The 24,410-nt window shown below is 68.0% G+C and carries 22 protein-coding genes and 1 riboswitch; of the genes, 9 read left to right on the top strand and 13 right to left on the bottom strand.

Going from position 1 to position 24,410, the window contains the following annotated elements; genetic code table 11:
- A partial coding sequence (gene ppdK / locus VF643_RS09105) for a pyruvate, phosphate dikinase (protein ID WP_331043071.1) occupies positions 1-1,933 on the top strand: 1,933 nt, incomplete at its 5' end.
- Between the two features lie 145 nt (positions 1,934-2,078).
- Here ppdK and VF643_RS09110 read toward each other — a convergent pair.
- Genes VF643_RS09110 through VF643_RS09145 form a run of 8 tightly spaced genes read right to left on the bottom strand, consistent with a single transcriptional unit; the run spans position 2,079 to position 9,668 of the window.
- Complete coding sequence (locus tag VF643_RS09110; RefSeq protein ID WP_331043072.1) at positions 2,079-2,477, bottom strand: hypothetical protein; 399 nt, start codon at positions 2,475-2,477, stop codon at positions 2,079-2,081.
- A gap of 53 nt (positions 2,478-2,530) precedes the next feature.
- On the bottom strand, positions 2,531-3,523 hold the full coding sequence (locus tag VF643_RS09115; protein WP_331043073.1) for a type II secretion system F family protein: 993 nt from the start codon (positions 3,521-3,523) through the stop codon (positions 2,531-2,533).
- Between the two features lie 10 nt (positions 3,524-3,533).
- Entirely contained in the window at positions 3,534-4,508 is a 975-nt protein-coding gene (locus VF643_RS09120) for a type II secretion system F family protein (RefSeq protein ID WP_331043074.1), read from the bottom strand.
- Positions 4,509-4,535: 27 nt separating this feature from the next.
- On the bottom strand, positions 4,536-5,822 hold the full coding sequence (locus VF643_RS09125) for a pilus assembly protein CpaE (RefSeq protein WP_331043075.1): 1,287 nt from the start codon (positions 5,820-5,822) through the stop codon (positions 4,536-4,538).
- 1 nt (position 5,823) lies between these two features.
- Positions 5,824-6,453 (bottom strand): CpaD family pilus assembly protein, encoded by a 630-nt coding sequence (locus VF643_RS09130; protein ID WP_331043076.1) that lies wholly within the window; start codon positions 6,451-6,453, stop codon positions 5,824-5,826.
- Positions 6,454-6,469: 16 nt separating this feature from the next.
- Entirely contained in the window at positions 6,470-8,122 is a 1,653-nt protein-coding gene (locus tag VF643_RS09135) for a type II and III secretion system protein family protein (protein ID WP_331043077.1), read from the bottom strand.
- A complete protein-coding gene (cpaB, locus tag VF643_RS09140) occupies positions 8,122-9,147 on the bottom strand; it encodes a Flp pilus assembly protein CpaB (RefSeq protein WP_331043078.1) in 1,026 nt (341 codons plus the stop codon). The genes VF643_RS09135 and cpaB overlap by 1 nt, the downstream gene beginning before the upstream one ends.
- A gap of 50 nt (positions 9,148-9,197) precedes the next feature.
- On the bottom strand, positions 9,198-9,668 hold the full coding sequence (locus tag VF643_RS09145) for an A24 family peptidase (protein ID WP_331043079.1): 471 nt from the start codon (positions 9,666-9,668) through the stop codon (positions 9,198-9,200).
- Between the two features lie 50 nt (positions 9,669-9,718).
- On the opposite strand from VF643_RS09145, the gene VF643_RS09150 reads away from it, so the two are divergent.
- Positions 9,719-10,624 carry an alpha/beta hydrolase gene (locus VF643_RS09150; RefSeq protein WP_331043080.1) on the top strand — a complete coding sequence of 302 codons (906 nt, stop codon included), beginning with the start codon at positions 9,719-9,721 and terminating at the stop codon, positions 10,622-10,624.
- The gene (locus VF643_RS09155; RefSeq protein WP_331043081.1) at positions 10,621-11,706 is read left to right on the top strand and encodes an FAD-dependent oxidoreductase; all 1,086 of its coding nucleotides are present in this window, start codon (positions 10,621-10,623) and stop codon (positions 11,704-11,706) included. Before VF643_RS09150 ends, VF643_RS09155 begins: the two co-directional genes overlap by 4 nt.
- Here the strand turns inward: VF643_RS09155 and rnhA are convergent.
- From rnhA to ispH, 3 genes are read right to left on the bottom strand one after another with little or no spacing between them, the layout of a single operon-like run.
- Complete coding sequence (gene rnhA / locus VF643_RS09160; RefSeq protein ID WP_331043082.1) at positions 11,696-12,145, bottom strand: ribonuclease HI; 450 nt, start codon at positions 12,143-12,145, stop codon at positions 11,696-11,698. The genes VF643_RS09155 and rnhA overlap by 11 nt on opposite strands.
- Positions 12,142-13,098, bottom strand: a complete 957-nt coding sequence (gene thrB, locus VF643_RS09165) for a homoserine kinase (protein WP_331043083.1) — start codon at positions 13,096-13,098, stop codon at positions 12,142-12,144. The genes rnhA and thrB overlap by 4 nt, the downstream gene beginning before the upstream one ends.
- Position 13,099: 1 nt before the next feature.
- The gene (gene ispH, locus VF643_RS09170) at positions 13,100-14,035 is read right to left on the bottom strand and encodes a 4-hydroxy-3-methylbut-2-enyl diphosphate reductase (RefSeq protein ID WP_331043194.1); all 936 of its coding nucleotides are present in this window, start codon (positions 14,033-14,035) and stop codon (positions 13,100-13,102) included.
- A gap of 138 nt (positions 14,036-14,173) precedes the next feature.
- On the opposite strand from ispH, the gene VF643_RS09175 reads away from it, so the two are divergent.
- The 5 genes from VF643_RS09175 (at position 14,174) to gcvPB (ending at position 19,789) form a co-directional block, all read left to right on the top strand.
- Positions 14,174-14,818 carry a hypothetical protein gene (locus tag VF643_RS09175; protein WP_414713836.1) on the top strand — a complete coding sequence of 215 codons (645 nt, stop codon included), beginning with the start codon at positions 14,174-14,176 and terminating at the stop codon, positions 14,816-14,818.
- Between the two features lie 99 nt (positions 14,819-14,917).
- Positions 14,918-15,023: riboswitch (glycine riboswitch) on the top strand.
- A gap of 214 nt (positions 15,024-15,237) precedes the next feature.
- The gene (gcvT, locus tag VF643_RS09180; protein WP_331043085.1) at positions 15,238-16,374 is read left to right on the top strand and encodes a glycine cleavage system aminomethyltransferase GcvT; all 1,137 of its coding nucleotides are present in this window, start codon (positions 15,238-15,240) and stop codon (positions 16,372-16,374) included.
- 1 nt (position 16,375) lies between these two features.
- Positions 16,376-16,747, top strand: coding sequence for a glycine cleavage system protein GcvH (gene gcvH / locus VF643_RS09185; protein WP_331043086.1), 372 nt, complete (start codon positions 16,376-16,378; stop codon positions 16,745-16,747).
- Positions 16,748-16,865: 118 nt separating this feature from the next.
- Positions 16,866-18,224, top strand: coding sequence for an aminomethyl-transferring glycine dehydrogenase subunit GcvPA (gcvPA, locus tag VF643_RS09190; RefSeq protein ID WP_331043087.1), 1,359 nt, complete (start codon positions 16,866-16,868; stop codon positions 18,222-18,224).
- Positions 18,221-19,789: an aminomethyl-transferring glycine dehydrogenase subunit GcvPB gene (gene gcvPB, locus VF643_RS09195; RefSeq protein WP_331043088.1), complete on the top strand. Its 1,569-nt coding sequence runs from the start codon at positions 18,221-18,223 to the stop codon at positions 19,787-19,789. Before gcvPA ends, gcvPB begins: the two co-directional genes overlap by 4 nt.
- Before the next feature lie 72 nt (positions 19,790-19,861).
- On the opposite strand, the gene VF643_RS09200 is transcribed toward gcvPB, so the two are convergent.
- A complete protein-coding gene (locus VF643_RS09200) occupies positions 19,862-21,685 on the bottom strand; it encodes a DUF885 domain-containing protein (RefSeq protein WP_331043089.1) in 1,824 nt (607 codons plus the stop codon).
- A 39-nt stretch (positions 21,686-21,724) separates the two neighbouring features.
- Positions 21,725-22,618, bottom strand: coding sequence for a DMT family transporter (locus VF643_RS09205; RefSeq protein WP_331043090.1), 894 nt, complete (start codon positions 22,616-22,618; stop codon positions 21,725-21,727).
- Between the two features lie 77 nt (positions 22,619-22,695).
- Between VF643_RS09205 and VF643_RS09210 the strand changes: the two genes are divergently transcribed.
- On the top strand, positions 22,696-24,231 hold the full coding sequence (locus VF643_RS09210; RefSeq protein ID WP_331043195.1) for an aminoacyl--tRNA ligase-related protein: 1,536 nt from the start codon (positions 22,696-22,698) through the stop codon (positions 24,229-24,231).
- The last annotated feature ends 179 nt before the right edge of the window (positions 24,232-24,410 follow it).

Raw genomic sequence — 24,410 nt, forward strand, 5'->3', positions numbered from 1 at the left:
GGCGATGGTCTTCGGCAACATGGGCGAGACGTCGGCGACCGGCGTCGCCTTCACCCGCGATCCGTCGAAGGGCGACCGCGCCTATTACGGCGAATTCCTCATCAACGCGCAGGGCGAGGACGTCGTCGCCGGCATCCGCACGCCGCAATATCTGACGAAAACGGCACGCGAGGAAGCCGGCGCCAAGGCGGCGTCGATGGAAGAAGCCATGCCGGCGGTGTACGCCGAACTTGCGGCGGTCTTCGACCGGCTCGAAACCCACTACCGCGACATGCAGGACATCGAATTCACGGTCCAGCAGGGCAAGCTGTGGATGCTCCAGACCCGCGCGGGCAAGCGCACCGCAAAGGCCGCGCTGCGCATCGCGGTCGACATGGCAAGCGAAGGACTCATCACCCGCGACGAAGCGATCCTGCGCGTCGATCCCGCCGCGCTCGACCAGTTGCTCCACCCGACGCTCGATCCCAAGGCTCACCGCGACGTGCTGACCAAGGGGCTGCCCGCTTCTCCGGGCGCCGCGTCGGGCACCGTCGTCTTCGATGCCGACACCGCCGAAAGGCGTGCGGCGGCAGGGGAGTCGGTCATCCTGGTCCGCACCGAAACCAGCCCGGAGGATATCCACGGCATGCACGCTGCCAAGGGCATACTGACGGCGCGTGGCGGCATGACCAGCCACGCGGCGGTGGTCGCGCGCGGCATGGGCCGCCCGTGCGTTTCCGGCGCCGGCACGCTGTCGATCGACGCGAAGGCCAAGGTCATGCGCTGTGCGGGACGCGAAATCCGCGAAGGCGACACGCTCACCATCGACGGCACCACCGGTGAGGTGATGATCGGCACCGTCGCCACGGTCCTCCCCGAACTGTCGGGCGATTTCGGTACGTTGATGGAATGGGCCGATGCGGTCCGCCGGCTGAAGGTCCGCGCCAACGCCGAGACCCCGGCCGATTGCCAGGTGGCGCGCGATTTCGGCGCGGAAGGCGTGGGGCTGTGCCGGACCGAGCACATGTTCTTCGAATCGAGCCGCATCACCGCGGTGCGCCAGATGATCCTGGCCGAGGACGAGGCCGGCCGCCGCGCCGCGCTCGACCGATTGCTGCCCGAACAGCGCAAGGACTTCGCCGAGATTTTCGCGGTCATGGCCGGGCTGCCGGTGACCATCCGCCTGCTCGACCCGCCACTGCACGAATTTCTCCCGCACGAGGAAGCCGAATTCGCCGAAGTCGCGACCGCGGCGGGTGTGGACGTGGCCACGCTCAAGCGCCGCGCCGCCGAACTGCACGAGTTCAATCCCATGCTCGGCCATCGCGGCTGCCGCCTGGGCGTGACCTATCCTGAAATCTACGAGATCCAGGCGCGCGCGATCTTCGAGGCCGCGATCGAGGTGGCCGAGGCTTCGGGCGACGCGCCGATCCCCGAGGTGATGATCCCGCTGGTCGCCACCCGCCGCGAGCTGGAGCTGATGAAGGCGGTCGTCGACAAGGCGGCGCAGGCCGTCTTCGCCGACAAGGGGCGGGAAATCGAATATCTCGTCGGCACGATGATCGAGCTGCCCCGTGCCGCGCTGAAGGCCGGCGAAATCGCCGAGGTCGGGGAGTTCTTCTCCTTCGGCACCAACGATCTGACCCAGACCACGCTGGGCGTCAGCCGCGACGACGCCGCGCGGTTCCTGGGCGCCTATGTCGAACAGGGCATCTACGCGCGCGATCCCTTCGTCAGCATCGACGTGGAGGGGGTCGGCGAACTGATCCAGCTCGCCGCCGACCGGGGACGCGCGACCCGCCCCGACATCAAGCTGGGCATCTGCGGCGAACACGGCGGCGACCCGGCGAGCATCGCCTTCTGCGAGCAGGTCGGCCTCGATTACGTCAGCGCCTCTCCGTACCGCGTGCCCATCGCGCGGCTGGCAGCGGCGCAGGCAGCGCTCGGCAAATAACCCGATCCTCCCCGCTCGCGGGGAGGGGGACCGCTCGGCGCAGCCGAGGGGTGGAGGGGGTTCGCGGCACGCGGCCCGCTCGCGGACACCCCCTCCACCAGCCTGCGGCTGGTTCCCCCCCCCCGCTCCCGGGGAGGATCTGGGTCTACCGCCAGTCGAACCAGCCCCGGCTCGCGCCCGCCGGCCGCCCGCCCGGTGCGATCACCACGCGCGAGCCCAGCGGCACCGAAGGCGCGGGCGTCGCCACCCGATCGTGCGACCCGATCGTCGATGCGGTCACCGGCGCGGCCTTGGCCAGCCGGTCGTTCTCGCGCTCCAGTTCGGCGATCCGCGCCTGCGCCGTCGAATACCGCTCGTCCACGCCGGTGCGATGCTCGGCGGCCCGCGCATCGGCCTCGCGCCGCGTGGCGGCATGCGCATCGCGCTCGGTGGCGTAGCGCGTCTTCCACTTGGCGCCGCCCGGATGGCTGGCAAGCCCGAATATCCACCCCGCCACGAACAGCAGCGCGAGAACGGCATATTGCGTCGGCGTGGTGAATAGCATCGGTCGGCCTCCCTGTTACGCGAGCATAACGGGCCGCCCCGCCGCGGGTTGCGTCACCCGGTCAGCAGCGCGTCCTTGATCGAGCAGGCGGCGGGGCCGAGGATGACCACGAACAGCACCGGCAGGATGAAGAGGATCAGCGGCACCGTCATGATCGCAGGCAGCCGCGCGGCCTTTTCCTCCGCCCGCATCATCCGCTCGTTGCGAAATTCGGCCGACAGCACGCGCAGCGCAGACGCCAGCGGGGTGCCGTATTTCTCGGTCTGGATCATCGTCGTGACGACCCCCTTCACCGCATCCAGATCGACCCGCATCGCCAGATTCTCGAAAGCGTGGCGCCGCTCGGTCAGGAAGCCCAACTCGATTCCCGTCAGCGTGAATTCGTCGCCCAGTTCCGGATACGCACGGCCCAGTTCGCGCGCGACGCGGTGGAACGCTGCATCGACGGTAAGCCCCGCCTCGGCGCAGATCACCAGCAGATCGAGCGCGTCGGGCAGCCCCTTGCGGATCGCATGGCTGCGCTTGGTGATCTTGTTCTTCAGGAAGATGTCGGGCGCCTTATACGCCCCGATGAAGCTGATCGCCACCAATCCATAGCGCTTGAGCGGCGACCAGGCTGCAAAGCCGTCGGTGCCATAGACCCAGAACAGCGCAATGCCGCCGATGACGATCGGCAGCACCAGCCGCCCGAAGATCACCGCGACGGCCCAGTCCTTCGATCGGATGCCAGCCTGCATCAGCTTGCGCTGCGCAGCCTTCAGCTGTTCGTCCTGGAGCACCTTCATCGAAGACAGGATGCCGCGCATGCGGTCGGCGGTATCGTTGCGCTGGACCAGCTTGGCGCGCCGCTTGGTGGACGCGGTGATGCCGGCTTTCAGCTGTTCGCGACGGTCGTTCAGCGCCTTGACCCGCTTGGCCATCGGATCGCGGATGGTGGTGGCGGCATAGATAGCGCACATCACCGCGAACGCGGCGACGCCCGACAGCAACGTCGCTACCCAGAGGACATCGACCCCCAGGATCGTCGGACCAGCGGTCTCGCCCACGCGTACTTCCTCAAATCTCGAAGTTGATCATCTTGGCCATGATGAAGGCACCGATCGACATCCACACCATCCCGCCTGCGCCTGCGACCATCAGTCGCTGATCGACGAAGAAGTTCTGCATGTAGCTGTCGTTGATGACCCAAATCATGCAGAAGACGATGAAGGGCAGCGATCCGATGATATAGGCCGACGCCTTGGACTCGGACGACATCGCCTTGATCTTGAGCTTCATCTGTCCGCGCTTGCGCAGTACGTCGGCGAGGTTCGCCAGCGTCTCGGCCAGATTGCCGCCGGTCTCGCGCTGGATCGCGATGGTGATGACAAAGAACTGAAACTCGGGCGTGTTCAGCCGATCGGCGGTTTCCTGCAACGCGGCGTCCATCGTCCGGCCGATCTTCATCTTGTCGGCAACGGAGCGGAACTCGAAGCCCACCGGGCCGTCCAGCTCCTGGCCGACGACGCCGATCGTCTCGGTGATCGGCAGGCCCGATCGCAGGCCGCGCACCAGCAGTTCGATCGCGTCCGGGAACTTGGCGTTGAACTTGGCGATCCGCCGATTGATGAAGAAGCCCACCGCCATATGCGGCAGCCCGAGGCCGATCAGCAGCCCCACGAACACCCCGAGCAGGATGGGTGCGCCCTTCAGCCACAGCAGCGCCGCGATGACCAGCGCCATGCCGGCGCTGACCAGGCCGTACTTGCCGACTGTCCAGGTCTTGCCCGTCATCGCCAGCCGCTTGGCGAGCAGCGCGCGGTTGGGCAGGATGGTGCCGAACACGGTGTCCATCCGCGTTGCCTGCGCCTGCGTGATTCGCCGCAGCTGGGCATCGACCTTGTCGGCGGCGGCGCCCGAGTGCCGCGCGCGCAGCGACGACAGCCGCCGCGCCTGCGCACGTTGGGGCGATGGGCCGGCCACCGCGAACGCGATCATGCCCAGCACCATCAGCGCACCGGTCGACACCATCATGATCGGCAGCAAATCCATGGCGACGCGCCTCTTTCTCGGTCTAGATCAATCGGCCTTGGCGGTGCGCTTGCCCATCAACCCCTTGAGGTCGAACTTGCCGAGCAGCGACGTCCCGGCCGTCTTGACGCCCTTGGCCGGCGCATCCTCGATCGTCGCATCCGCGCAACCCGCCACCTGCCGCGCGAGCGCGACGATCGGGGCGACGGTCTTGGAAGTCTTGCCCGCCTCGGCCAGCGGCTTGCCCAATTTCGCGGCGGTCGCGGCCAGCTTCTGATCGAAGGGGATGAGCAGATCGACCTTGCGCTCGATCGAACTCTCGAAATCCTTGCGCGCGATCTCCACGTGACCGCCGGCATGGACCTTGTTGGCGACGACCACGGTCTTCGTCTGCGGCGCGTTCGATTTCAGCCACGACAGGATGCGGATCGTGTCGCGCGCCGCCGCCAGCGTGAATTCGGTGACCACGACGGCGAGCTGGACGTCGCTGATGAGGTGCGGGTGCTGGACCAGCATGGCACGCGGCAGATCGACGACCGTGCATTCGAACGCTGCGCGCATCTCCTCCTGCAGCTGGTAGAAGGCGGCGCCGTCTGTAATGAGCGGGGTATTGATCGGCGCCTCGGCACTGAGCACCGACAGCTTTTCGCCCGCCTTCACCATCGCGCGTTCGATGAACAGTCCGTCGATGCGGCTCGGGTTCTCGATCGCATCGCTCAGCCCGCGTCCCGGTTCGATGTCCAGCGCCAGCGCGCCGGTGCCGAAATGGATGTCCAGGTCGAGGAGCGCGGTGGAGCGCGATTCCCGGTCGGCAAGCAGCCATGCCAGCGACGTGGCGAGCGTCGACGCGCCGACGCCACCGCGCATGCCGATGATCGCGGTCGAACAATGCGGCCGCTCGGTCGATACTTCGGCGTGCTTGGGTGCGTTCAGCATTGCCTGCGCGTGGGTGAACGAATCGCGCAGCATGTCGGGCGACAACGGTTTCAGCAGATAATCCTGGATGCCGCTGGCGACGAGATCGCGGTATAGGCGGACGTCGTTGACCTGGCCGCTGGCGATCACCACCGTGCCAGGCTCGCACACTTCGGCCAGCGCGTTGATATCGTTCAACGGATCGCCCGATTCGGACAGATCGACGAACAGGATCTGCGGCGATGCCGAGACCGAAAGCGACTGGACCGCGTTGCGCAAGCCGCCGCGGTGAACCTTGTCGGGGGACCAGCCGAGTTCGATGGCGATCGGGCGCAGCGCGTCGGCGGTCGTCTCGTCGCAGACATAAGCGGTAAACGGTTCGCGGTGGCCGACGCCGGCCGGCTTCCAGGGTGCGTTCATCTCACTTGCCTCCCACGCCGGCGGCCTGCACCGCGCCGCCGCCGCCGCCGCTCGGCGCCGCCTTGCGATACGCGTCGATCGCGCGGAAGCTCACGCGCGGATCGGTGCCCGTCGCGCTGGCTTGCCCGCGCACCAGGTCGCCCGGGTCGGCGATCATCGCGGCGATGTTGCTGTTGATCGCGCAGCCGTAATTCGATGACGTGTTGCTATCGAACTCATGCGCCGAATCGCGGCTGTAATCGGGGCAACCAGGCACGCTCGCCTTCATCCGGCTGACGACGACGCGCACGGTGCCGGGCGCGATCGGGGCGCCGGTTACCGGCGTGTCGTTGGACAGCAGCAGGCCGGATCGCGTGACGACCGCACCGACGTCGGCATGTGCCGCGCCATAGCCCGCGTCGTCGATGGCGACATGGTCCCCATAGCCCAGGCGAAGCGACCCGAACCAACCCTCCAGCCGCTTGGCCTCCCCGGGCGCCAGGTTGCTGCCCCGCGTCGCCAGGTCGAGTGCGTAATCCTTTCGCTCGACGACGGGCTGGTGAACCGTTTCCAGCCCGCGGTTCTGCGTGCCCATGCATCCGCCGACGGCCAGCGCGGGCAGCGCGGCGAGGAGAAGGAGCGACTTGTTCATCGAATATGTCCTCGCGTCAGTTCGAGAAGCCGGGGGCGGGAACGGCGCCACGCTGAGCCTTTGCCGGCTTGCCGGCGGGTGGCCGCGTGGTCGCCGGCGCCGTTGCGGCGGGGGCCACGGCGCCGATCGACGGCGGCAGCGCAGCGGGCGGCGGCCCGTTTGGTGCCATCGTCGGTATGGGGCGTGTGCCGTCCGTCGTGCTTCCCGCTAATTCGCCCAGCAGCACCCGGCCGAGGTCGCTCGGTGCCTTGTAGCCATCCGTCGGCAGATGGATGTCGGCCATGTTGTTGACCGGCTTCACCAGATACGGCGTGATGACGATGACCAATTCGGTCTCGCTGCGCTGGAACTGGTTGGAACGCAGCAGCGCGCCGATGACCGGCAGGTCGCCGAGGCCCGGTGTCTTGTCGTAGGTGTTGTTGTGGTTGTTCGACAGCAGCCCGCTTATCATCATGCTCTGGCCCGAACCCAGTTCGACGGTGGTTTCGGTACGGCGCGTCGTCAGTCCCGGCACGCGGGTGCCGCCGAGCGTCACGGCATTGGAATAGTCGAGCTGGGACACTTCGGGGCGGACCCGCATCGAGATGCGGCCGTCGGCCAGGACGGTCGGCGTGTAGGACAGGCCGACGCCATATTGCTTATATTCGACCGAAACCGTGCCGAGTCCCTGCGAGACGGGAATAGGCACCTCGCCACCCGCGAGGAAGGTGCCCGTTTCGCCCGACAGGGCAGTGAGGTTGGGATTCGCGAGCGTCGTCACCTGACCCACCGTCTCGCCGAGGTCGAGCGCGCTCAGCACGTCCAGCCCGAGCAGCCGTCCGGCGAGTCCCAGGGTCGTCGCATTGCCTGCCTTGGATATCTCGCTGGTCGTGCCGCCGCGTGGGTTGATGAACTTGCCGGTCGACGGATCATACGGGCCACGGATGACCCCGCCTCCCGGCAACGGCACTTCGGCAGTGGGATAGGCACCGGCATCGGTCTGGGTGATCGAGCCGGGATTGCGCCCCTGGGCGATACCGAAGGTAAAGCCGCCGGTCTGGTCGCGCGTCAAAAGGTTCGAGCCGATGTTCTTGACGAAGCTGCGGCTCACCTCGGCGATGCGCACCTGCAGATTGACCTGGAGCGGCGTCGCCGTCTTCAGCCGCGACAATACCTTGGTCGAATCTCCGACATAGGCCTGAACCAGCCGCTCGGCTTCCGCGGCATCGTCGGGGGCGGCCACGGTGCCGGTCAGCAGCACCAGCCCGTTCATCGAAGTTGCCACGATCGTCGCGTCCGGAATCGCCAGCCGCAGCATCGACCCGATCGAATCGTAATTGTTGCCGACCCGCACCGTCGCGGAGAACACCACGCCACCGCTTTTGGCCGTGGCCGAGATCGTCGTCTCGCCAACCTTCTTGCCGAAGATATAGAGTTGGGTGGGTGATCGCACCTGCACGTCGGCGATCGTATCGTCCGCCACGAACAGGTCGCTCATCGGCCGTGCCAGCGTCACCAGCCGACCGCGGCCGGTGTTGACCTGGACGGTCTGCAAGCTGCCGCCCGACCGCGCCGTCGTCGCGACGCGGGGCTTTTCCGGTGCGGCGCCGGCGGGCGTGGCGAGCAGCGCCGCCGCCGCCAGCGGCCAGGCCGCCACGCCATGGGCGATCGGCATGTGAACGATGCGCATCAGTTCTTCCCTCCGACCGGCACGACGGTCACGCTGTTGCCGCGCGCGATGCGCACGACGGGGACTTGGGGTGCGGAGCCGGGATACGGCGCGGCGGAATCGCCGGCCGGCATGCCGTGACCGGCACCCGAATTCAGTGCTTTGCCGGGCACCGACGATCGCTGGAAACGCGACACGTCGGCCCCGGTCGCAAAGGTCGATGCGCCACTCGTCGGCTGGGAGGCGAGCTTCAGCAGCATCGCCTTCTCGGCTTTCTCGTCGCCGTTTGCGGGCACCTTCACCTGGCCGGACGCGATCGCTTCCTCCAGTTCTGAGGCGTTGTCGGCGATCGAGCGCAGCGACAGCGAAAGCGACCCGAGGGTCTGCGCGACCGCGATCTGCTCGGCCAGCCTGGGCGTCGCCTCCACGGTGACGCTGCCGAAGGTGCGCACCACGGTCTTGCCGTCCTCGCCAACCTGATTGTCGGTGCGTTGATCGGTGGCGAGCACGCGGACGTTGCGCATCACCGTTTCCGAGACCTTGAGCGGCGCACCGTCGCCCCCGCCGGCAACCTGCTGGGTCAGCACCAGGTCGATGCGGTCGCCCGGAAAGACGAAGCCGGCGACCGAAGTCTGTGCCGAAACGGGGAAGGTCACCGCGCGCATGCCAGGGCCTAGTGCGGCGGCCAGGAAGCCGCGGTCGCCCGGCTTCACCAGCGCGCCCTGGGTTACCGGCTGCCCGGCGGTGATCGCATTGCGCACCACCGTACCCTGAAGCTGCCTGAGGTCGGTCTGACCCTGCAGGTAATACGCGTTCTCGACCAGTTCCTTGGGCCAGGGCTGATATTTCAGCGCGGTGGCATCCAGGATCGTGCCGACGGGGAGCGAACGGGTGGCGACCAGCACGCCGGGGCCGTCGACGACGACCTGCGGCGCGGCGGCTGCGGTCGGCGCCGCGGCGCCGCTCATCAGTGTGCGCGCGAAGAACGCGGTGATCGCGGCGACGAACAGCGCGCCCGCCAGCAACATGATCTTGCGACTATCCATGGCGAAGTGCGTGCCTTTCGAGCGCGGTCGGTTGATCCGGCCTCATAAAATCAGGGAAATTGGTTAAGGATCGGTTCGCGAAGCGTAAGCAGTGTCGCGGCCACGATCGCCACGCCGTAAGGCACCTCGATCGGACCTTTCCGCCGCAGCAATTTGTGCTCGGCCAGCATGACCAGCGTCAGCACGCCACCGCCTAGCGACATGAGCACGAGCATGAACATCAGCGGCTGTGCCGGCAGCCACAGCGCCAGCGCGCCGATCAGCTTGACGTCGCCGCCACCCATCCAGCCGAGGTAGAAGGCTGCGGCGAACAGGCCGAATGCGACCAGCCCGATGGCGATCTGCACCCCGATGTCCGGCCACAGCGCCAGGCCCCTTGCCCACCACCAGGCGGGGGCGAGCAGCGCGATGCCCGCGTTCTTCCAATTGGCGATCTCGCGGCGGCGCACGTCCTCGATTCCTGCCGACAGCAGGATCAGGCCGAGGATCGCGAGCAAGGCGCCAGAAAGCGGCAGGTTCATGCTCCGCAGACTAGACGTCACGGCTTACGAAACCGTAACCACCTTCGCCGATGACCAACCCGAACCGCATCATCCCCCCGGACGCGACCGTCTCGCGCTGGACCGCACCCGATGGCTGGCCGCTCCGCCGCTTCGACTGGCCGGCTACGCGCGCGCGCGGGACGATGGTCGTGCAGGGCGGGCGGGGCGACATATTCGAGAAACATCTCGAATCGTTCGCGCACTGGCACGCCGCCGGCTGGAGCATCGTCGCGTTCGACTGGCGCGGCCACGGCGGGTCGGGTCGCCCGGCGTGCGACCTTGCCCGCGGCGAGTTCGCGACCGCTGTGGCGGACCTTGCCGCCATCTGGCGCACGCTGCCCAGGGATCGCCCGCGCATCCTGCTGGGACATTCGATGGGCGGTTTCCTGGCCCTGCGGGCCGCTGTGGAGGCAGCGGTCGATCCCGACGCGCTGATCCTCGTCGCGCCGATGCTCGGCCTGCGCAGCCCGTTCGGCCGGTTCAGTGCACCGGTCGCACGCTTCCTGCGCGACCGCGGCGATCCGGCGCGGCAGGCCTGGAAAGCCAACGAGCGCCCTCATTCGCGCGTCGGCCGGCAGGCGCTGCTCACCACCGACCTTGGCCGCTACGAGGACGAATTGTGGTGGCACGCGCAATCGCCCGATCATGCGCCCAAACCCCCGAGCTGGGCCTGGCTGGCCGAGGCGTTCGAGGCGACCGCCACGTTGGCGAGCGACCCGCGGCTGGGCAGCTTGCGCCCGCCCGTGCTGATGCTGCTTGCCGATCGTGACGGGCTGGTGGACGCGCGCGCCGCGGTGAAGGTCGCCGCCCGGCTGCGCGATGTCACCCTGCTGCGGTTCGGCCGCGAATCGGCGCACGAGATCCTGCGGGAGGCCGATCCCGTCCGCGACCGCGCGCTGGCCGCCATCGACGCTTTCCTCGATTCGCACGCATGACCTTCGACATCGCCATCGTCGGCGCGGGGATCGCCGGCGCCAGCCTGGCGGCGGAGATCGCTCCCCACGCCCGCGTGCTGATCCTGGAGGCAGAGGGAACGCCCGGCTACCACGCCACCGGTCGCTCCGCGGCATTCTGGTCGGAGACCTATGGCGGGCCAGGCGTCCAGCCGCTGACCACCGCGTCGGGGGCGGCCTTGCGCGCGGGTGGCTTCCTCGAACCGCTTGGCTCGCTCCACATCGGCCGCGCCGGCGATGCGTCGCTGATCGATGCGTTCCTGACCGAATTCGACGGCAGCGCGGTGCCGCTGGAGCGGGTCGATCCTGCCGCCTTCATCCCCGGCCTGCGCGCCGAATGGACGCTCGGCGTCATGGAGCCGAGCTGCGCCTATATCGACGTTGCCGCACTCCACGCCGCTGCCCTGGCCACCGCGCGCCGCCACGGCGCTTGCCTCGTCACCGACGCACCCCTTCGTGGCGCCGAACGCCGCGCCGGATGCTGGCGGCTGGAGACGGGGGCAGGGACGTTCGACGCCACCCTATTGGTCAACGCCGCCGGCGCCTGGGCCGATCGCGTCGCGCTGGCCGCCGGCGTCGCGCCGATCGGCATCAGCGCGTATCGCCGCACCATCGCCCAACTCCGCACCGATCCCGTCGCGCCCCCGGCCATGCCCCACATCGCCGACATCGCCGGGCGCTTCTATTTCAAGCCCGAAGCCGGTGGCCGCCTCTGGCTCAGCCCGCATGACGAGACGTTGGTCGATCCGCACGACGTCGCGCCCGAGGAGATCGACGTGGCGATTGCGATCGACCGCTTCGAACAGGTCGTCGACTGGCGCGTCACAGCGGTCGAGCGGCGTTGGGCGGGGCTGCGCAGCTTCGCGCCCGATCGCCTCCCCGTCTATGGCTTCGACGTGACCGTCCCCGGCTTCTTCTGGTGTGCAGGGCAGGGCGGCTTCGGCATCCAGACCGCACCCGCCGCCGCCATGCTCGCCACCGCATTGCTGCTCGGCCGGGCGTGCGATCCTGCGGTCGCGGCGATCGACCCAGCCGCTTATGCGCCCGCGCGCTTTACGCCTTAGGCAGCTTGGCCGCCGCTGCCGCCGCATCGCTGGCCAGCTTGTCCACGCGCTCGTTGTCGGGGTTCCCCGCATGGCCCTTCACCCAGACCCAATTCACCTTGTGCGGCTCGACCGCGGCGATCAGCGCGTGCCAGAGTTCGGCGTTCTTCACCGGCTTCTTGTCCGCGGTACGCCAGCCGTTGCGCTGCCATCCCGCCACCCATTTGGTCAGCCCGTCCATGACATAGCGGCTGTCGGTGGACAGCGTCACCTCGCACGGCCGGGTCAGCGCGTTCAGTGCCTGGATCGCGGCGGTCAGTTCCATGCGGTTGTTGGTCGTCACCGCCTCTCCGCCCGACAATTCCTTTTCGTGCGCGCCCATGCGGATCAGCGCGCCCCAGCCGCCCGGCCCCGGATTTCCCTTGCACGCGCCATCGGTGGAAATCTCGACTTTGGTCATGCGAACAACCGCGCCCCATGTTCCTGATAGAAGGCCAGCCGCCGCGTATAGGCGAGCGGATCCTTGCGCGTCACCAGCGCGTCCGCGGGCGTGTTCAGCCAGTCCCACCCCCTTGTCAGCGCGAAGCGGATGCACGCGCCGCTCGCCAGCACCGAAAGCTGCGCGCGGTCACCATCGGCAAGGCCGAAGGAGTCCGCATACCCGTCCAGCAATGCGCGGCCGACAGCGGCATCATATCGCACACCGCCAGCGTCGAACGACCAGGCGCTGTGCATGATCGCCAGGTCGTAGAGCCGGAGGTCGGTGCAGGCGAAATAGAAGTCGATCAGCCCCGTCACCAGGTCGCCTAGCATCAGCACGTTGTCGGGAAAGAGATCCGCGTGGATCACCGAACGCGGGCCATCGCCGTCCCAGCATGGCTCGACCGCATCCAGTCCGCGCGCCAGCCCGTCGAACAGCCCCGGGTCGATCGCATCGAGATCGCGCCCGCACCGCATCAGCAACGGGCGCCAGGAGTCCACGCCCAGCGTGTTCGCCCGTGTGCCCGCAAAGTCGCCGACCGCGCGGTGCAGGGCGCCAAGCGCCTGCGCCGCTGCGAACGCCTGTGATGCGGTGGGATGCGATAGCGACACGCCCGTCAGAAAGCGGATCAGGCACGCCGGTCGTCCGGCCAGTTCGCGGATCGCCACGCCGTCACGCGCCGGAATCGCGGGCGGCACCGGGCTGCCGCGCGCCGCCAGATGATCCAGCAGCGCCATGAAGAAAGGCAGATCGCCCGCCTCCACGCGCTTTTCATACAAGGTCAGGATGAACCGACCACGCGTGGTATCGACCAGATAGTTCGAATTTTCGACACCCTCGGCGATGCCCTTTGCGGACACCAGTTCGCCGACGTCGTAATCGGCCAGGAACGCGGTCAGCGCCTCTGCCGAGACATGCGTATAGACCGCCACGTCAGGCCGCCGCTTCCAGCCCCCGCGGCAGCTTGAAGGCGATCGTCTCGCGCGTCGTCTCCTCCTCACGCTCGACGATCTCGTAACGGGTGGCCAGCCGATCGACCAGTTCGCGAACCAGCAATTCGGGGGCGGACGCCCCCGCGGTGATCCCCAGCGTGCCTACCCCGATCAGGAAGTCCCAGTCGATCTCGTCGGCCCGCTGGATCAGCCGTGCGGGCACGCCCTCGCGTTCGGCGACCTCGACCAGGCGTACCGAGTTGGACGAATTGGGCGCGCCGATCACCAGCACCGCGTCGCACGCCGCCGCGATCGCCTTTACCGCCGCCTGGCGGTTCGACGTGGCGTAGCAGATATCCTCGCCGCGCGGCGCCTGCATCAGCGGAAAACGCCGCTGGAGCGTGGCCACGACCGCGGCGGTATCGTCGACCGACAACGTCGTCTGGGTCAGGAACGCCAGGTTCGCCGGGTCGGGCGGCGTAAAGCCTTCCGCGTCCGCCACCGTTTCGATCAGCGACATCGACCCGGCAGGCACCTGTCCTAGCGTGCCGATCACCTCGGGGTGGCCTTCATGTCCGATGAAGACGATATGCCGCCCCGCCGCCACCAGCCGCTCGGCCTGGCGATGAACCTTGGACACCAACGGGCAGGTCGCGTCGAGATAGTCGAGGCCGCGGCCCTGGGCTTCGACGGGGACGGACTTGGGCACGCCGTGCGCCGAGAACACCACCGGTGCGCCATCGGGCACCTCGTCGAGTTCCTCCACGAACACCGCCCCTTGCGCGCGCAGGGAGTCCACGACGAATTTGTTGTGGACGATCTCGTGACGGACATAGACCGGCGCACCGTGCTTCTCGATCGCCAGTTCGACGATGCGGATCGCGCGGTCCACGCCGGCGCAGAACCCGCGCGGCGCGGCGATGAGGAGTTCCAGCATCGGCTTGCGCGCGGCGGGCTGGGGCGATGCGGATTGGGCTTCGATCACGCCGCCAGCCTCTACGCGATTGCCTGCCAGCCGCAAAGCCGGTTATGGCGCTCGGGTTCCCCTGGGCGCCGTCGCGCTCCACTTGAAGGTATGCGTCCCGTGAAAGCAATCCTGCTCGCGCTCCCCGTCATCGCCGTCCTTGGCGGATGCGCCGGACAGGGTGAGATCGACGCCACCGGCGGGATCACCGCGGTGCGCTCCGCCTGCCCGGTCGTCGGCGTGCCCGCCGGAACCGGCGACGTCACGATCTTCGCGCCGGAATCGAGCCAGGACGCAAGCGCGATCGACGTGGTCGCCTCGATGACCAACGTGCGCGGCACCTGCACGGACACCACGGACCCGATCGCGGCGACGGTGACGTTCGAAGTGCGCGCCTCGCGCACCCGCACCGATGCGGCGCGCGATGTCGTTCTGCCCTATTTCATCACGATGGTCCGTGGCGGCAGCAACGTAGTCGCCAAGCGGGTCGGCCGTGTGACCGTGCACTTCGACGCGGGTCAGGCGCGCGCAACCACTACGGGGCAGGCGACAGGCTATGTCACCCGCGCCGCGGCGACGCTTCCCGAGGACGTGCGCAAGCAGATCACCGCCAAGCGCAAGGCGGGGGACGAGGACGCCGCCACCGACCCGCTGACCCGGCCCGAGGTGCGCCAGGCGGTGCTGCGCGCCTCGTTCGAGGCGCTGGTCGGCTTCCAGCTCACCGACGCCCAGCTGCGCTACAACGCCACCCGCTAAGGGTGTCGCGCCACGTTGGGGGCGTTTGCGGGCGGCGTGGCGATTGACTCACGCGCCGCGGATCGGCACACCGGGCCGGTCGATGACGGGCAACCGTCATGGCAGCGCGCGGGAGAGAGCCCCCGATTCTCGTAAGGGATCGAACGGGCCGCCGAAGGAGCAACCGCCCCGGAATCTCTCAGGCAAACGGGACCGCGCGCAGCCGGCGACACTCTGGAAAGCGGCCATGGCTTGCAGCCGCGGCCCACCGAAGGGGTAACCCCGCGCCCTGACTCCTCGAAGCGTCGCTTTGGGGAAGGTCGTGCGGGGGAAAGCTCTCAGGTTCCGTGACAGAGGGGGTTCGAACCGATCGGCATGCTCGCCACGAGCAGGCTGCGCGACCCCTTCGGAGTATGGCCTTGAGCGACGATATCCGGGATATGGCCGACGACGAAATCGTCGAAATCCAACATCTTCCGCTGGACTCCTGGCACCGCGCCCGCGGTGGCCGGATGGTCGCGTTCGCCGGCTATGACATGCCCATTCAATATGACGGTATCATGGCCGAGCATCTGTGGACCCGCGAACACGCCGGTCTGTTCGATGTCAGCCATATGGGTCAGATCGTCTTTACCGGTCCTGGTGCGGCGGAGGCGCTGGAAGCGGTGTTGCCCGGTGACGTGGCAGGGCTGGACGACGGCCGCATGCGCTATTCGCTGCTGCTGGCGCAGGACGGCGGCATCCTGGACGATTTGATGGTCACGCGGCGTTCTGGTGTGGACGGGGGCGCCGAACTGTACCTCGTCGTCAATGGCGCGACCAAATATGACGACATCGGCTATCTGCTCGATCATCTGCCCGACGACGTGACGATGAACCTGCTCGACGAACAGGCGCTGCTCGCATTGCAAGGCCCCGAAGCGGTCGCCGCGCTCTCCCGGCTCGTGCCCGGCGTCGACGCGTTGACCTTCATGACCGCGGGCGCCTTCTCTTGGCAGGGTCATGCGCTGTGGATCAGCCGCTCGGGCTACACCGGTGAGGACGGCTGCGAGATTTCGCTGCCTGCCGACGCCGCGGAAGCGTTCGCCGATGCGCTGTGTGCGCAAGGTGAAGTGAAGCCGATCGGCCTCGGCGCACGGGACTCGCTGCGGCTGGAGGCGGGCCTGCCGCTCTACGGCCACGATATCGATCCCGAAATCACGCCGGTCGCCGCCGACCTCGGCTTCGCGCTGTCGAAGCGCCGCCGCGAGGCCGCCGATTTCGCGGGCGCCGCGCGCATCCTGGCCGAGCGTGCGGACGGCGCGGCCATGAAGCGCGTCGGCGTGCTGGTCGAGGGCAAGCAGCCGGTGCGTGAAGGCGCGACCGTCATCGACCAAGCCAACGCGCCGATCGGCAAGGTCACCAGCGGCGGCTTCGCCCCGAGCGTCGGCGCGCCGATCGCGATGGCCTATGTCCCGCGCGCGCTGGCCGCGCCTGGCACGCCGGTCCGCCTGTTCCAGCGCGGCAAGATCCACACCGGGATCGTCACCGCGATGCCCTTCGTTCCCCACCGCTACGTTCGCGCAGGAGGCAAGTGACATGAGCCGCTATTTCACCGAAGATCACGAATGGGTCGATGTCGATGGCGATATCGGCACCGTCGGCATCAGCGACTATGCGCAAGGCCAATTGGGCGACATCGTGTTCGTGGATGTGCCCGAAGAGGGCAAGCAGCTGACCAAGGGCGATGAAGCCGCGGTCGTCGAATCGGTCAAGGCCGCGTCCGATGTCTATTCGCCGGTGTCGGGCACCGTAATCGAAGGCAATGCCGCGCTCGTCGACGAGCCGGCTCTGGTCAACAGCGACGCGGAGGAGGACGGCTGGTTCTTCAAACTGACGCTGAGCGACCCCGACGAACTGTCGGAATTGATGGACGAAACCGCCTATGAGGCCTTCGTCGCGAAGCTTTGAACCATTAACCCCTCCCCTTCAGGGGAGGGGTTGGAGTGGGGCGTCGCCACAGGCACCCGGCTCCTGAAGACGCCCCACCCCCGGCCCCTCCCTTGCAGGGAGGGGAGAAGGAAGCACAATGCGCTACCTCCCCCTGACCCAGCCCGATCGTGATGCGATGCTCCGCGTTGTAGGCGCGGATTCGATCGACGCGCTGTTCGTCGACGTGCCGGCCGAAGCGCGGCTCGACGGTCCTATCCGCGGCCTGCCCAACCACGCCTCCGAACTGTCGGTCGAGCGGCACATGACCGCGCTGGCGCGCAAGAACATGGTCGCGGGGGAAGTGCCCTTCTTCCTCGGCTGCGGCGCCTATCGCCACCACGTCCCCGCCAGCGTCGATCACCTGATCCAGCGCGGCGAGTTCCTGACCGCCTATACGCCGTATCAGCCCGAGATCGCGCAGGGCACGCTCCAGATGCTCTTCGAATTCCAGACCCAGGTCGCGCGCCTGCTCGGCACCGACGTGGCGAATGCGTCGATGTACGACGGCTCGACCGCCTGCTGGGAAGCGATCGTCATGGCCCGCCGGATCACCCGCCGCGGCAAGGCTTTGCTGTCGTCGGGGCTGCACCCGCATTACGTCTCGGTCGCGACGACGATGGCCAAATACACCGGCGACACGCTGGAAGCGGCGGCACCTTCGCTGATGGCGGATACCGATCTCGACACGCTGATCGCGCGGATCGACGACGATACCAGCTGCGTCGTCGTCCAATATCCGGACATCCTCGGCCGCATCGCCGATCTGCGCCCATTGGCCGACGCCTGCCACGCGAAGAAGGCGCTGCTGATCGCGGTCGTCACCGAACCCGTGGCGCTGGGCGCGATCGCCTCGCCGGGCGAGATGGACGCCGATATCGTCGTCGGCGAAGGCCAGTCGATCGGCGTCGGCCTTCAGTTCGGCGGGCCTTATGTCGGCCTGTTCGGCTGCAAGGACAAATACGTCCGCCAGATGCCCGGCCGGCTGTGCGGAGAGACCGTCGATGCCGATGGCCGCCGCGGCTTCGTGCTGACGCTCTCCACCCGCGAACAGCATATCCGGCGTGAGAAGGCGACGAGCAATATCTGCACGAATTCCGGGCTTTGCGCGCTGGCTTTCTCGATCCACATGACGTTGCTGGGGGAGGCGGGGCTGCGCGCGCTCGCCGCCACCAACCATGCCGCCGCGGTCGCCGCGGCCGACCGCCTCGTCCAGGTGCCCGGCGTGAAGCTGGTCAACGACGGCTTCTTCAACGAATTCACGCTTAAGCTGCCGCGCGAAGCCCGGCCCGTCGTGCGCACGCTGGCCGATCGCAATATCCTGGCGGGCGTGTCGCTCGGCCGTCTCTATCCCGACGCACCGGCGCTGGCGAACGGCCTCGTCGTCGCGGTGACCGAGACAACGACGGCGGAGGACGTCGAAACCCTTGCGACCGCGCTTCAGGAGGTGCTGGCATGACGATCAACGCAAGCGGCTGGCGCCCCGAGATGGCCGCGCCCACCAGCGTCGCGCCGGTCACGTCGACCGGCAACAAGGCGCTGATGCTGGAGGAAGCGCTGATTTTCGAGATCGGCGACGCCACCACGACCGGGGTCGAGGTCGCCCCTCCGGTCACCGCCACGTCGCGCCTCGGCGGTCTCGCGCGCACCCGCCCGATCGGCCTGCCCGGCCTGTCGGAGCCGGAGACGGTGCGCCACTATACCCGCCTCAGCCGCCAGAATTATGCGATCGACCTGGGCCTCTTCCCGCTCGGCAGCTGCACGATGAAGCACAACCCGCGGCTGAACGAGAAGATGGCCCGGCTCCCCGGCTTCGCCGACGTCCACCCGCTCGCCCCCGTCGATACCGTGCAGGGCGCGCTGGAGGTCATCCACCAGCTCGCGCACTGGCTGGTGACGCTCACCGGCATGACTTCGGTCGCGATGAGCCCCAAGGCGGGTGCGCATGGCGAGCTTTGCGGCATTCTGGCGATCAAGGCGGCGCTGGCCGCGCGCGGCGACAGCGCGCGCAAGATCATCCTCGTCCCCGAAAGCGCCCACGGCACCAATCCCGCGACCGCCGCCTTCGCCGGCTTCGCGGTGGAGGATATCCCCGCCACCGCCGAGGGCCGCGTCGATTTCGCCGCCCTCCAGGCCCGGCTCGGTCCCGATATCGCCGGGGTCATGATTACCAACCCCAACACCTGCGGCCTGTTCGAGCGCGACATGCGCGCGATCTCCGACGCGGTCCATGCCGCGGGCGGCTATGTCTATTGCGACGGCGCGAACTTCAACGCGATCGTCGGGCGGGTGCGGCCGGGCGACCTCGGCATCGACGCGATGCACATCAACCTGCACAAGACCTTCTCCACCCCGCACGGCGGCGGTGGTCCGGGATCGGGTCCGGTGGTGTTCTCGGCGGCGCTGACCCCGTTCGCGCCGTTGCCCTTCGTCGACAGACAGGGCGATCAGTTCGTGCTGGTCGAGGAGGAGAATGCCGGCGAGCACCATGCGAGCAGCTTCGGCCGGATGGTCGCCTTCCACGGCCAGATGGGCATGTTCACCCGCGCGCTGACCTATATCCTCAGCCACGGCGCCGATGGCCTGCGCCAGGTCGCCGAGGATGCGGTGCTCAATGCCAATTACGTGCTGCGCAGCCTCGACGACGTGCTCGATGCGCCGTTCGGCAAAGCCGGCCCGTGCATGCACGAAGCGCTTTTCTCCGATTCGAACCTCGCCGAAGGCTTCTCGACGCTGGACGTCGCCAAGGGGCTGATCGACGAAGGCTTCCACCCGATGACCGTCTATTTCCCGCTCGTCGTCCACGGCGCGATGCTGGTCGAGCCGACGGAGACCGAATCGAAGGCCGCGCTCGATCAGTTCATCGGCGCGCTGCGTTCGGTTGCCGAGCGCGCGAAGGCCGGCGATGTTGCGCTGAAGTCCGCCCCGCATTACGCCCCGCGCAGCCGCCTGGACGAGACGCGCGCCGCGCGCCGGCCGATACTCGTGTGGAAGGAACCGGATTTGGCGAAAGCGGCGGAGTAAGCAGCCTCCGCCTCGCCGGGCTGTCCTACACGAAATGGCGCGTGATAGCTCAGGCGCATGCCCGGCCGCGCGTCATCGTCTGGAGTGATCCGCCTTCGCGGCGCGGCTTGGGAGGGACGATTTCGCTGCCGACGTAGCGTGTGGTTTGTCCGGTTCCGGCGCATCGGCATAGGGGGACACCCCCTCCTCGGCGATGAAGCGGTCGATTCGCGACTCGAGCACCGGCAGCGGCACGCTCCCCAAGCTCAGCACCGTGTCGTGAAACGCGCGCACGTCGAAGCGCGTGCCCAGCGCCTTCTCCGCCTTCGCCCGCGCGCGTCGGATCGCGATCTCGCCGAGATAATAACTCAGCGCCTGGCCTGGCCAGCCGATGTAGCGATCGACCTCGGTCGTCACCTCACGCTCCGACAGAGCGGTATTGTCGCGCAGGAAGGCGAGCGCCCGCTCGCGCGTCCATCCGCGTGCATGGATGCCGGTATCCACCACCAGCCGCACTGCACGCCACATCTGATAGCTCAGCATGCCGAACCGCTCGTAGGGCGTCTGATAGAAGCCCATCTCGTCGCCCAGCCGCTCGGTATAGAGCGCCCAGCCTTCGCCATAGGCCGAGATATAGCTGTTGCGCCGGAACGCGGGCAACGCGGTGTTCTCGGCCGCGAGCGGGATTTGGAACGCATGCCCCGGCGCGCTTTCGTGCAGCGTCAGCGCGGGCAGCTGAAACAGCGGGCGCGACGGCAGGTTGTAGGTGTTGACCAAATACACGCCCGGCCCGCCGCGCCCGGCTGTATAGAATGGCGCGATGTCGTCGGGCACGGGCCGGATCGCGAATCGCTGGCGCGGCAGCCGCCCGAACCATTTGGCCGCCAAGCCGTCGAATCGCTTGGCTTCCCACGCCGCTTCCTTGAGCAGCTCGTCCGCCGTCTTGGCGTAGAAGCGAGGGTCGGTACGCAGGAAGGTCAGGAAGGCGGGGAGGTCGCCCGTGAACCCCGCATCCGCCTTGGCCCGCTCCATTTCCGCGCGAATACCCGCCACCTCGCGCAGGCCCAGCGCGTGGATGTCGTCCGCGCTCATGTCCAGCGTGGTGTAGGCGCGGATGCGGCTGCGATAATAAGCCGCACCGTCGGGGAGACGGGTCGCCGCCAGTTCGGGTCGCAATCCCGGCAGATACCGCGTCCGCAGGAACGCCAGCAGCCGGGCATAGGCCGGGATCACCTTGCCGCGGATCGTCGCGCGTGCCTGCTCCTGCAAATCCTCGCGCGTCGCCGGCGCCATCCCGGCCGGCAGCTTGGCGAACGGCTCGAAGAAGACCGTGGCGGCAGGATCGGTGGCTTGCGCGATCGCGGCTACCGGCTTGTCGCGACCGATCATGACGATGGCGGGCGGGGTGAAGCCGCGCTTCAGCCCCGCGTCCAGGTTCGCGATCTGCTGGTCCATCCACCGCGGCAGGTCGTCCAGCTGCGCCAGATACGCGCGATAATCCTTCTCGCCGCCCGCGAACTGCCCCTGCGCGGCATATTGGATGTCGGACCAGAAGGCGCTGTCGCCGTTGACCGGCTTCTCCCATTCGCGAAACCGCTCGTCGTCGAGCAGCGCGGCGATCTGCGCGCGATAGACCTCGAAGTCGATCCGCCGGTCTGGCGAGAATGCCGCGGGCGAAAGCGTGTCCAGCGAGTCGAGCGTCGCCTGCCACCGTGTCGCCCGCTGCGCATGGGCTGCCGGCGACTCGTCGGGCAGATGCGGACTGACCTGACCCGGCGCGGCATCGGCGATGCCTTGATCGATCCGCCAGGCCCATTCCGCCCGCCACACCCGCTCGAAGACGGCATCGGCCTCCGCGGACGGCGGCGTGGCGGCGAGGAGCAGCGGCAGGGAAGCGAGCATCAGGAAATGGCGCATGTCCCAGCGTGGCGGATCGCCCTGCGCGCATCAAGCGGTTCAGGTAATGGCTTGCTCCGTCTCCACCCGCCGGCGGACATGCTCGCGCCAGACGATATACAGCCCGCTGCCGATGATGACCGGCGCGCCGATCCAGGTGGCCTGCGCCGGGATGGTGCCGAAGACCAGCCATCCGAACAGCGTCGCCCACAACAGGCTGGAATAATCCATCGGCACCACCAGCGACACCGCGCCCAGCCGAAGCGAACTGGTCATCGCGATCTGCGCCGCTCCGCCGAGCAGCCCGACGCCCGCGAGCCAGAACCACGTCATCGCTTCGTGCGGCTGAGCCGCCTGGGCGTAGATGAGCGACAGGGGGAGCAACGACAGCGCGGAAAACCAGAACACCGTGGTCAGCGCCGCTTCGGTGCGCCCGATCCGCCGCAGCAGGATCGTTACCAGGGCCGTGCCCAGCGCACCGGACAGCGCGCAGGCGGCGCCCCACAGGGGGAAATGCGTCCCGCTCGGCTGCGCGACGATCAGCACCCCGGCGAACCCTGTCGCGACGGCTGCCCACCGCCGCCAACCCGTCGGTTCGCGCAGGACCAGCGCACCGAGGATGGTCGCGAAGATCGGCACGGTAAACCCGATCGTGGTCGCCTCCGCCAGCGGCAGCGCGACGATGCCGTTGAAGGTCAGGGCCATCGCCGACAGGCCCACCACGGCGCGCACGACATGCGCCGACAGTCGCGTCGTCGCGATCGAGCGCAGCCCAGGACCGGTGGCGATGACGGTGGCGACGAGCACGCACGCCCCGAACTGCCGGAAAAAGAGGATTTCGCCGATGCTCGCGCCGGCACCCTGCGCCAGCTTGATGGCGACGCCCATCATGACGAAGATCACGACCGAGAGCAGCCGCAACGCGATGGCAGGCAGGATGCGATCTTGCTCCATGCCGCCCTATGCGGAATGCTGCGCTGCGGTACAAGCACGGTGGTGACTGGCGGGCGCCGGGGCGCTATCGCCCGCGCATGATAAAACATGCGCTCCCCTTCACCCGCGAAGCCGATTTCGCCACCTGGTATCAGTCCGTCATCGCGGAGGCCGATCTGGCCGAGGAATCGGGCGTGCGCGGCTGCATGGTCATCCGCCCCTGGGGCTATGGCATCTGGGAACGCATCCAGCGATTGCTCGACGATCGCATCAAGGCGACGGGGCATGAGAATTGCTATTTCCCGCTGTTCATCCCGCTCTCCTATTTCGAGAAAGAGGCCGAGCACGTCGAGGGGTTCGCCAAGGAGATGGCGGTCGTCACCCACCACCGGCTGGTGAGCGACGGCAAGGGCGGGCTGATGCCCGATCCGTCCGCCAAGCTGGAGGAACCCCTGGTCGTCCGGCCGACTTCGGAGACCGTGATCGGCACCGCCTTCGCGCGCTGGATTCAGTCGTGGCGCGACCTGCCCGTGCTCATCAATCAATGGGCCAATGTCGTCCGCTGGGAGATGCGCACCCGCATGTTCCTGCGCACGAGCGAGTTTCTCTGGCAGGAGGGCCATACCGCCCACGCCACCGCGCAGGAGGCGCGCGAAGAGACGCTGAAGATGCTCGAAGTGTACCGCAGCTTCGCCGAGGACTGCCTCGCGCTCCACGTCGTGGCGGGCGAGAAGCCGGAGAACGAACGCTTCCCCGGCGCGGTCGCGACCTATTCGATCGAGGCGATGATGCAGGACGGCAAGGCGCTTCAGGCAGGCACCTCGCACTTTCTGGGCACCAATTTCGCAACCGCGCAGAACATCCGCTTCCAGAATGCCGACGGGCAGCTGGAACTGGCGAACACCACCAGCTGGGGCGTGTCGACGCGGATGATCGGTGCCGTCATCATGGTGCATGGCGACGACGACGGCTTGCGCGTGCCGCCGGCGATCGCGCCCTGGCAGATCGTGATCGTGCCGATGCTGCGCGATCAGCCCGAGGATGAGGCGATCGTCAGCTATTGCAAGGAGTTGCAGGCCGATCTTGCCCGACTGACTGCGCTGCGAGAACCAATCCGCGCCCTGCTCGATCTCAAGCCCGCCAAGGCCGCGGCCAAGCGCTGGGGCTGGGTGAAGAAGGGCGCGCCGGTGGTCATCGAGGTCGGCGGGCGCGACGTCGCGGGCGGCAACGTGTCGGTGATCCGCCGCGACCGCCTCTATCGCCACGACGGCAAGCTCGACAGCCACGTCGTCCCGCGCGACGCCTTTCTGAGCGAGGCGGCGGCGATGCTCGAGGATATCCAGGGCGCGCTCCATGCCCAGGCGACCACGGCGCTGCGGGCGAATATCGTGCCGGTGGACGATTGGGCGGCGGTCGAGGCGCATTTCGCCGAAGCGGTCAGAAACCCCGGCTGGGTCGATGTCCGCTGGTCCAAGCCGACGGGTGCCGCACTCGATGCGGTCGTCGCGCGGCTGAAGGCGCTCAGACTGACGATTCGCAACGCGCCTTCCGGTCAGAGCGGAGACGATTCGGGCCCATGCGTCTTCACCGGCGATCCCGCGGTCGAACGGGTGCTGATCGGACGGTCATATTGAGCCGAGTGTTGCTGCGCTGTTCCCGAGGAACGATGCGGGGGAGAGCCTGGCTCGATCCCCCGCATGTCATGGCGCCGGTGCCGGTCTCGCCGGCGGCTTCCACTCCGAATTTTTCATTATTCGGCGCGACGACGACAGCCGCATAGTCGAACGCTTCGGACAAAAAAAGGGCCGGACTA

It is taken from the genome of Sphingomonas sp., from assembly GCF_036387595.1.
Classification (GTDB): Bacteria; Pseudomonadota; Alphaproteobacteria; order Sphingomonadales; family Sphingomonadaceae; genus Sphingomonas.

Bases quoted from the DNA above. Each gene is read 5' to 3' on its own strand.
- VF643_RS09110 (WP_331043072.1), bottom strand. From the start codon at position 2,477: ATGCTATTCACCACGCCGACGCAATATGCCGTTCTCGCGCTGCTGTTC.
- VF643_RS09120 (WP_331043074.1), bottom strand. From the start codon at position 4,508: ATGGATTTGCTGCCGATCATGATGGTGTCGACCGGTGCGCTGATGGTG.
- VF643_RS09125 (WP_331043075.1), bottom strand. From the start codon at position 5,822: ATGAACGCACCCTGGAAGCCGGCCGGCGTCGGCCACCGCGAACCGTTT.
- VF643_RS09130 (WP_331043076.1), bottom strand. From the start codon at position 6,453: ATGAACAAGTCGCTCCTTCTCCTCGCCGCGCTGCCCGCGCTGGCCGTC.
- VF643_RS09135 (WP_331043077.1), bottom strand. From the start codon at position 8,122: ATGCGCATCGTTCACATGCCGATCGCCCATGGCGTGGCGGCCTGGCCG.
- cpaB (WP_331043078.1), bottom strand. From the start codon at position 9,147: ATGGATAGTCGCAAGATCATGTTGCTGGCGGGCGCGCTGTTCGTCGCC.
- VF643_RS09145 (WP_331043079.1), bottom strand. From the start codon at position 9,668: ATGAACCTGCCGCTTTCTGGCGCCTTGCTCGCGATCCTCGGCCTGATC.
- VF643_RS09150 (WP_331043080.1), top strand. From the start codon at position 9,719: ATGACCAACCCGAACCGCATCATCCCCCCGGACGCGACCGTCTCGCGC.
- VF643_RS09155 (WP_331043081.1), top strand. From the start codon at position 10,621: ATGACCTTCGACATCGCCATCGTCGGCGCGGGGATCGCCGGCGCCAGC.
- rnhA (WP_331043082.1), bottom strand. From the start codon at position 12,145: ATGACCAAAGTCGAGATTTCCACCGATGGCGCGTGCAAGGGAAATCCG.
- ispH (WP_331043194.1), bottom strand. From the start codon at position 14,035: ATGCTGGAACTCCTCATCGCCGCGCCGCGCGGGTTCTGCGCCGGCGTG.
- VF643_RS09175 (WP_414713836.1), top strand. From the start codon at position 14,174: ATGCGTCCCGTGAAAGCAATCCTGCTCGCGCTCCCCGTCATCGCCGTC.
- gcvT (WP_331043085.1), top strand. From the start codon at position 15,238: ATGGCCGACGACGAAATCGTCGAAATCCAACATCTTCCGCTGGACTCC.
- gcvH (WP_331043086.1), top strand. From the start codon at position 16,376: ATGAGCCGCTATTTCACCGAAGATCACGAATGGGTCGATGTCGATGGC.
- gcvPA (WP_331043087.1), top strand. From the start codon at position 16,866: ATGCGCTACCTCCCCCTGACCCAGCCCGATCGTGATGCGATGCTCCGC.
- gcvPB (WP_331043088.1), top strand. From the start codon at position 18,221: ATGACGATCAACGCAAGCGGCTGGCGCCCCGAGATGGCCGCGCCCACC.
- VF643_RS09200 (WP_331043089.1), bottom strand. From the start codon at position 21,685: ATGCGCCATTTCCTGATGCTCGCTTCCCTGCCGCTGCTCCTCGCCGCC.
- VF643_RS09205 (WP_331043090.1), bottom strand. From the start codon at position 22,618: ATGGAGCAAGATCGCATCCTGCCTGCCATCGCGTTGCGGCTGCTCTCG.
- VF643_RS09210 (WP_331043195.1), top strand. From the start codon at position 22,696: ATGATAAAACATGCGCTCCCCTTCACCCGCGAAGCCGATTTCGCCACC.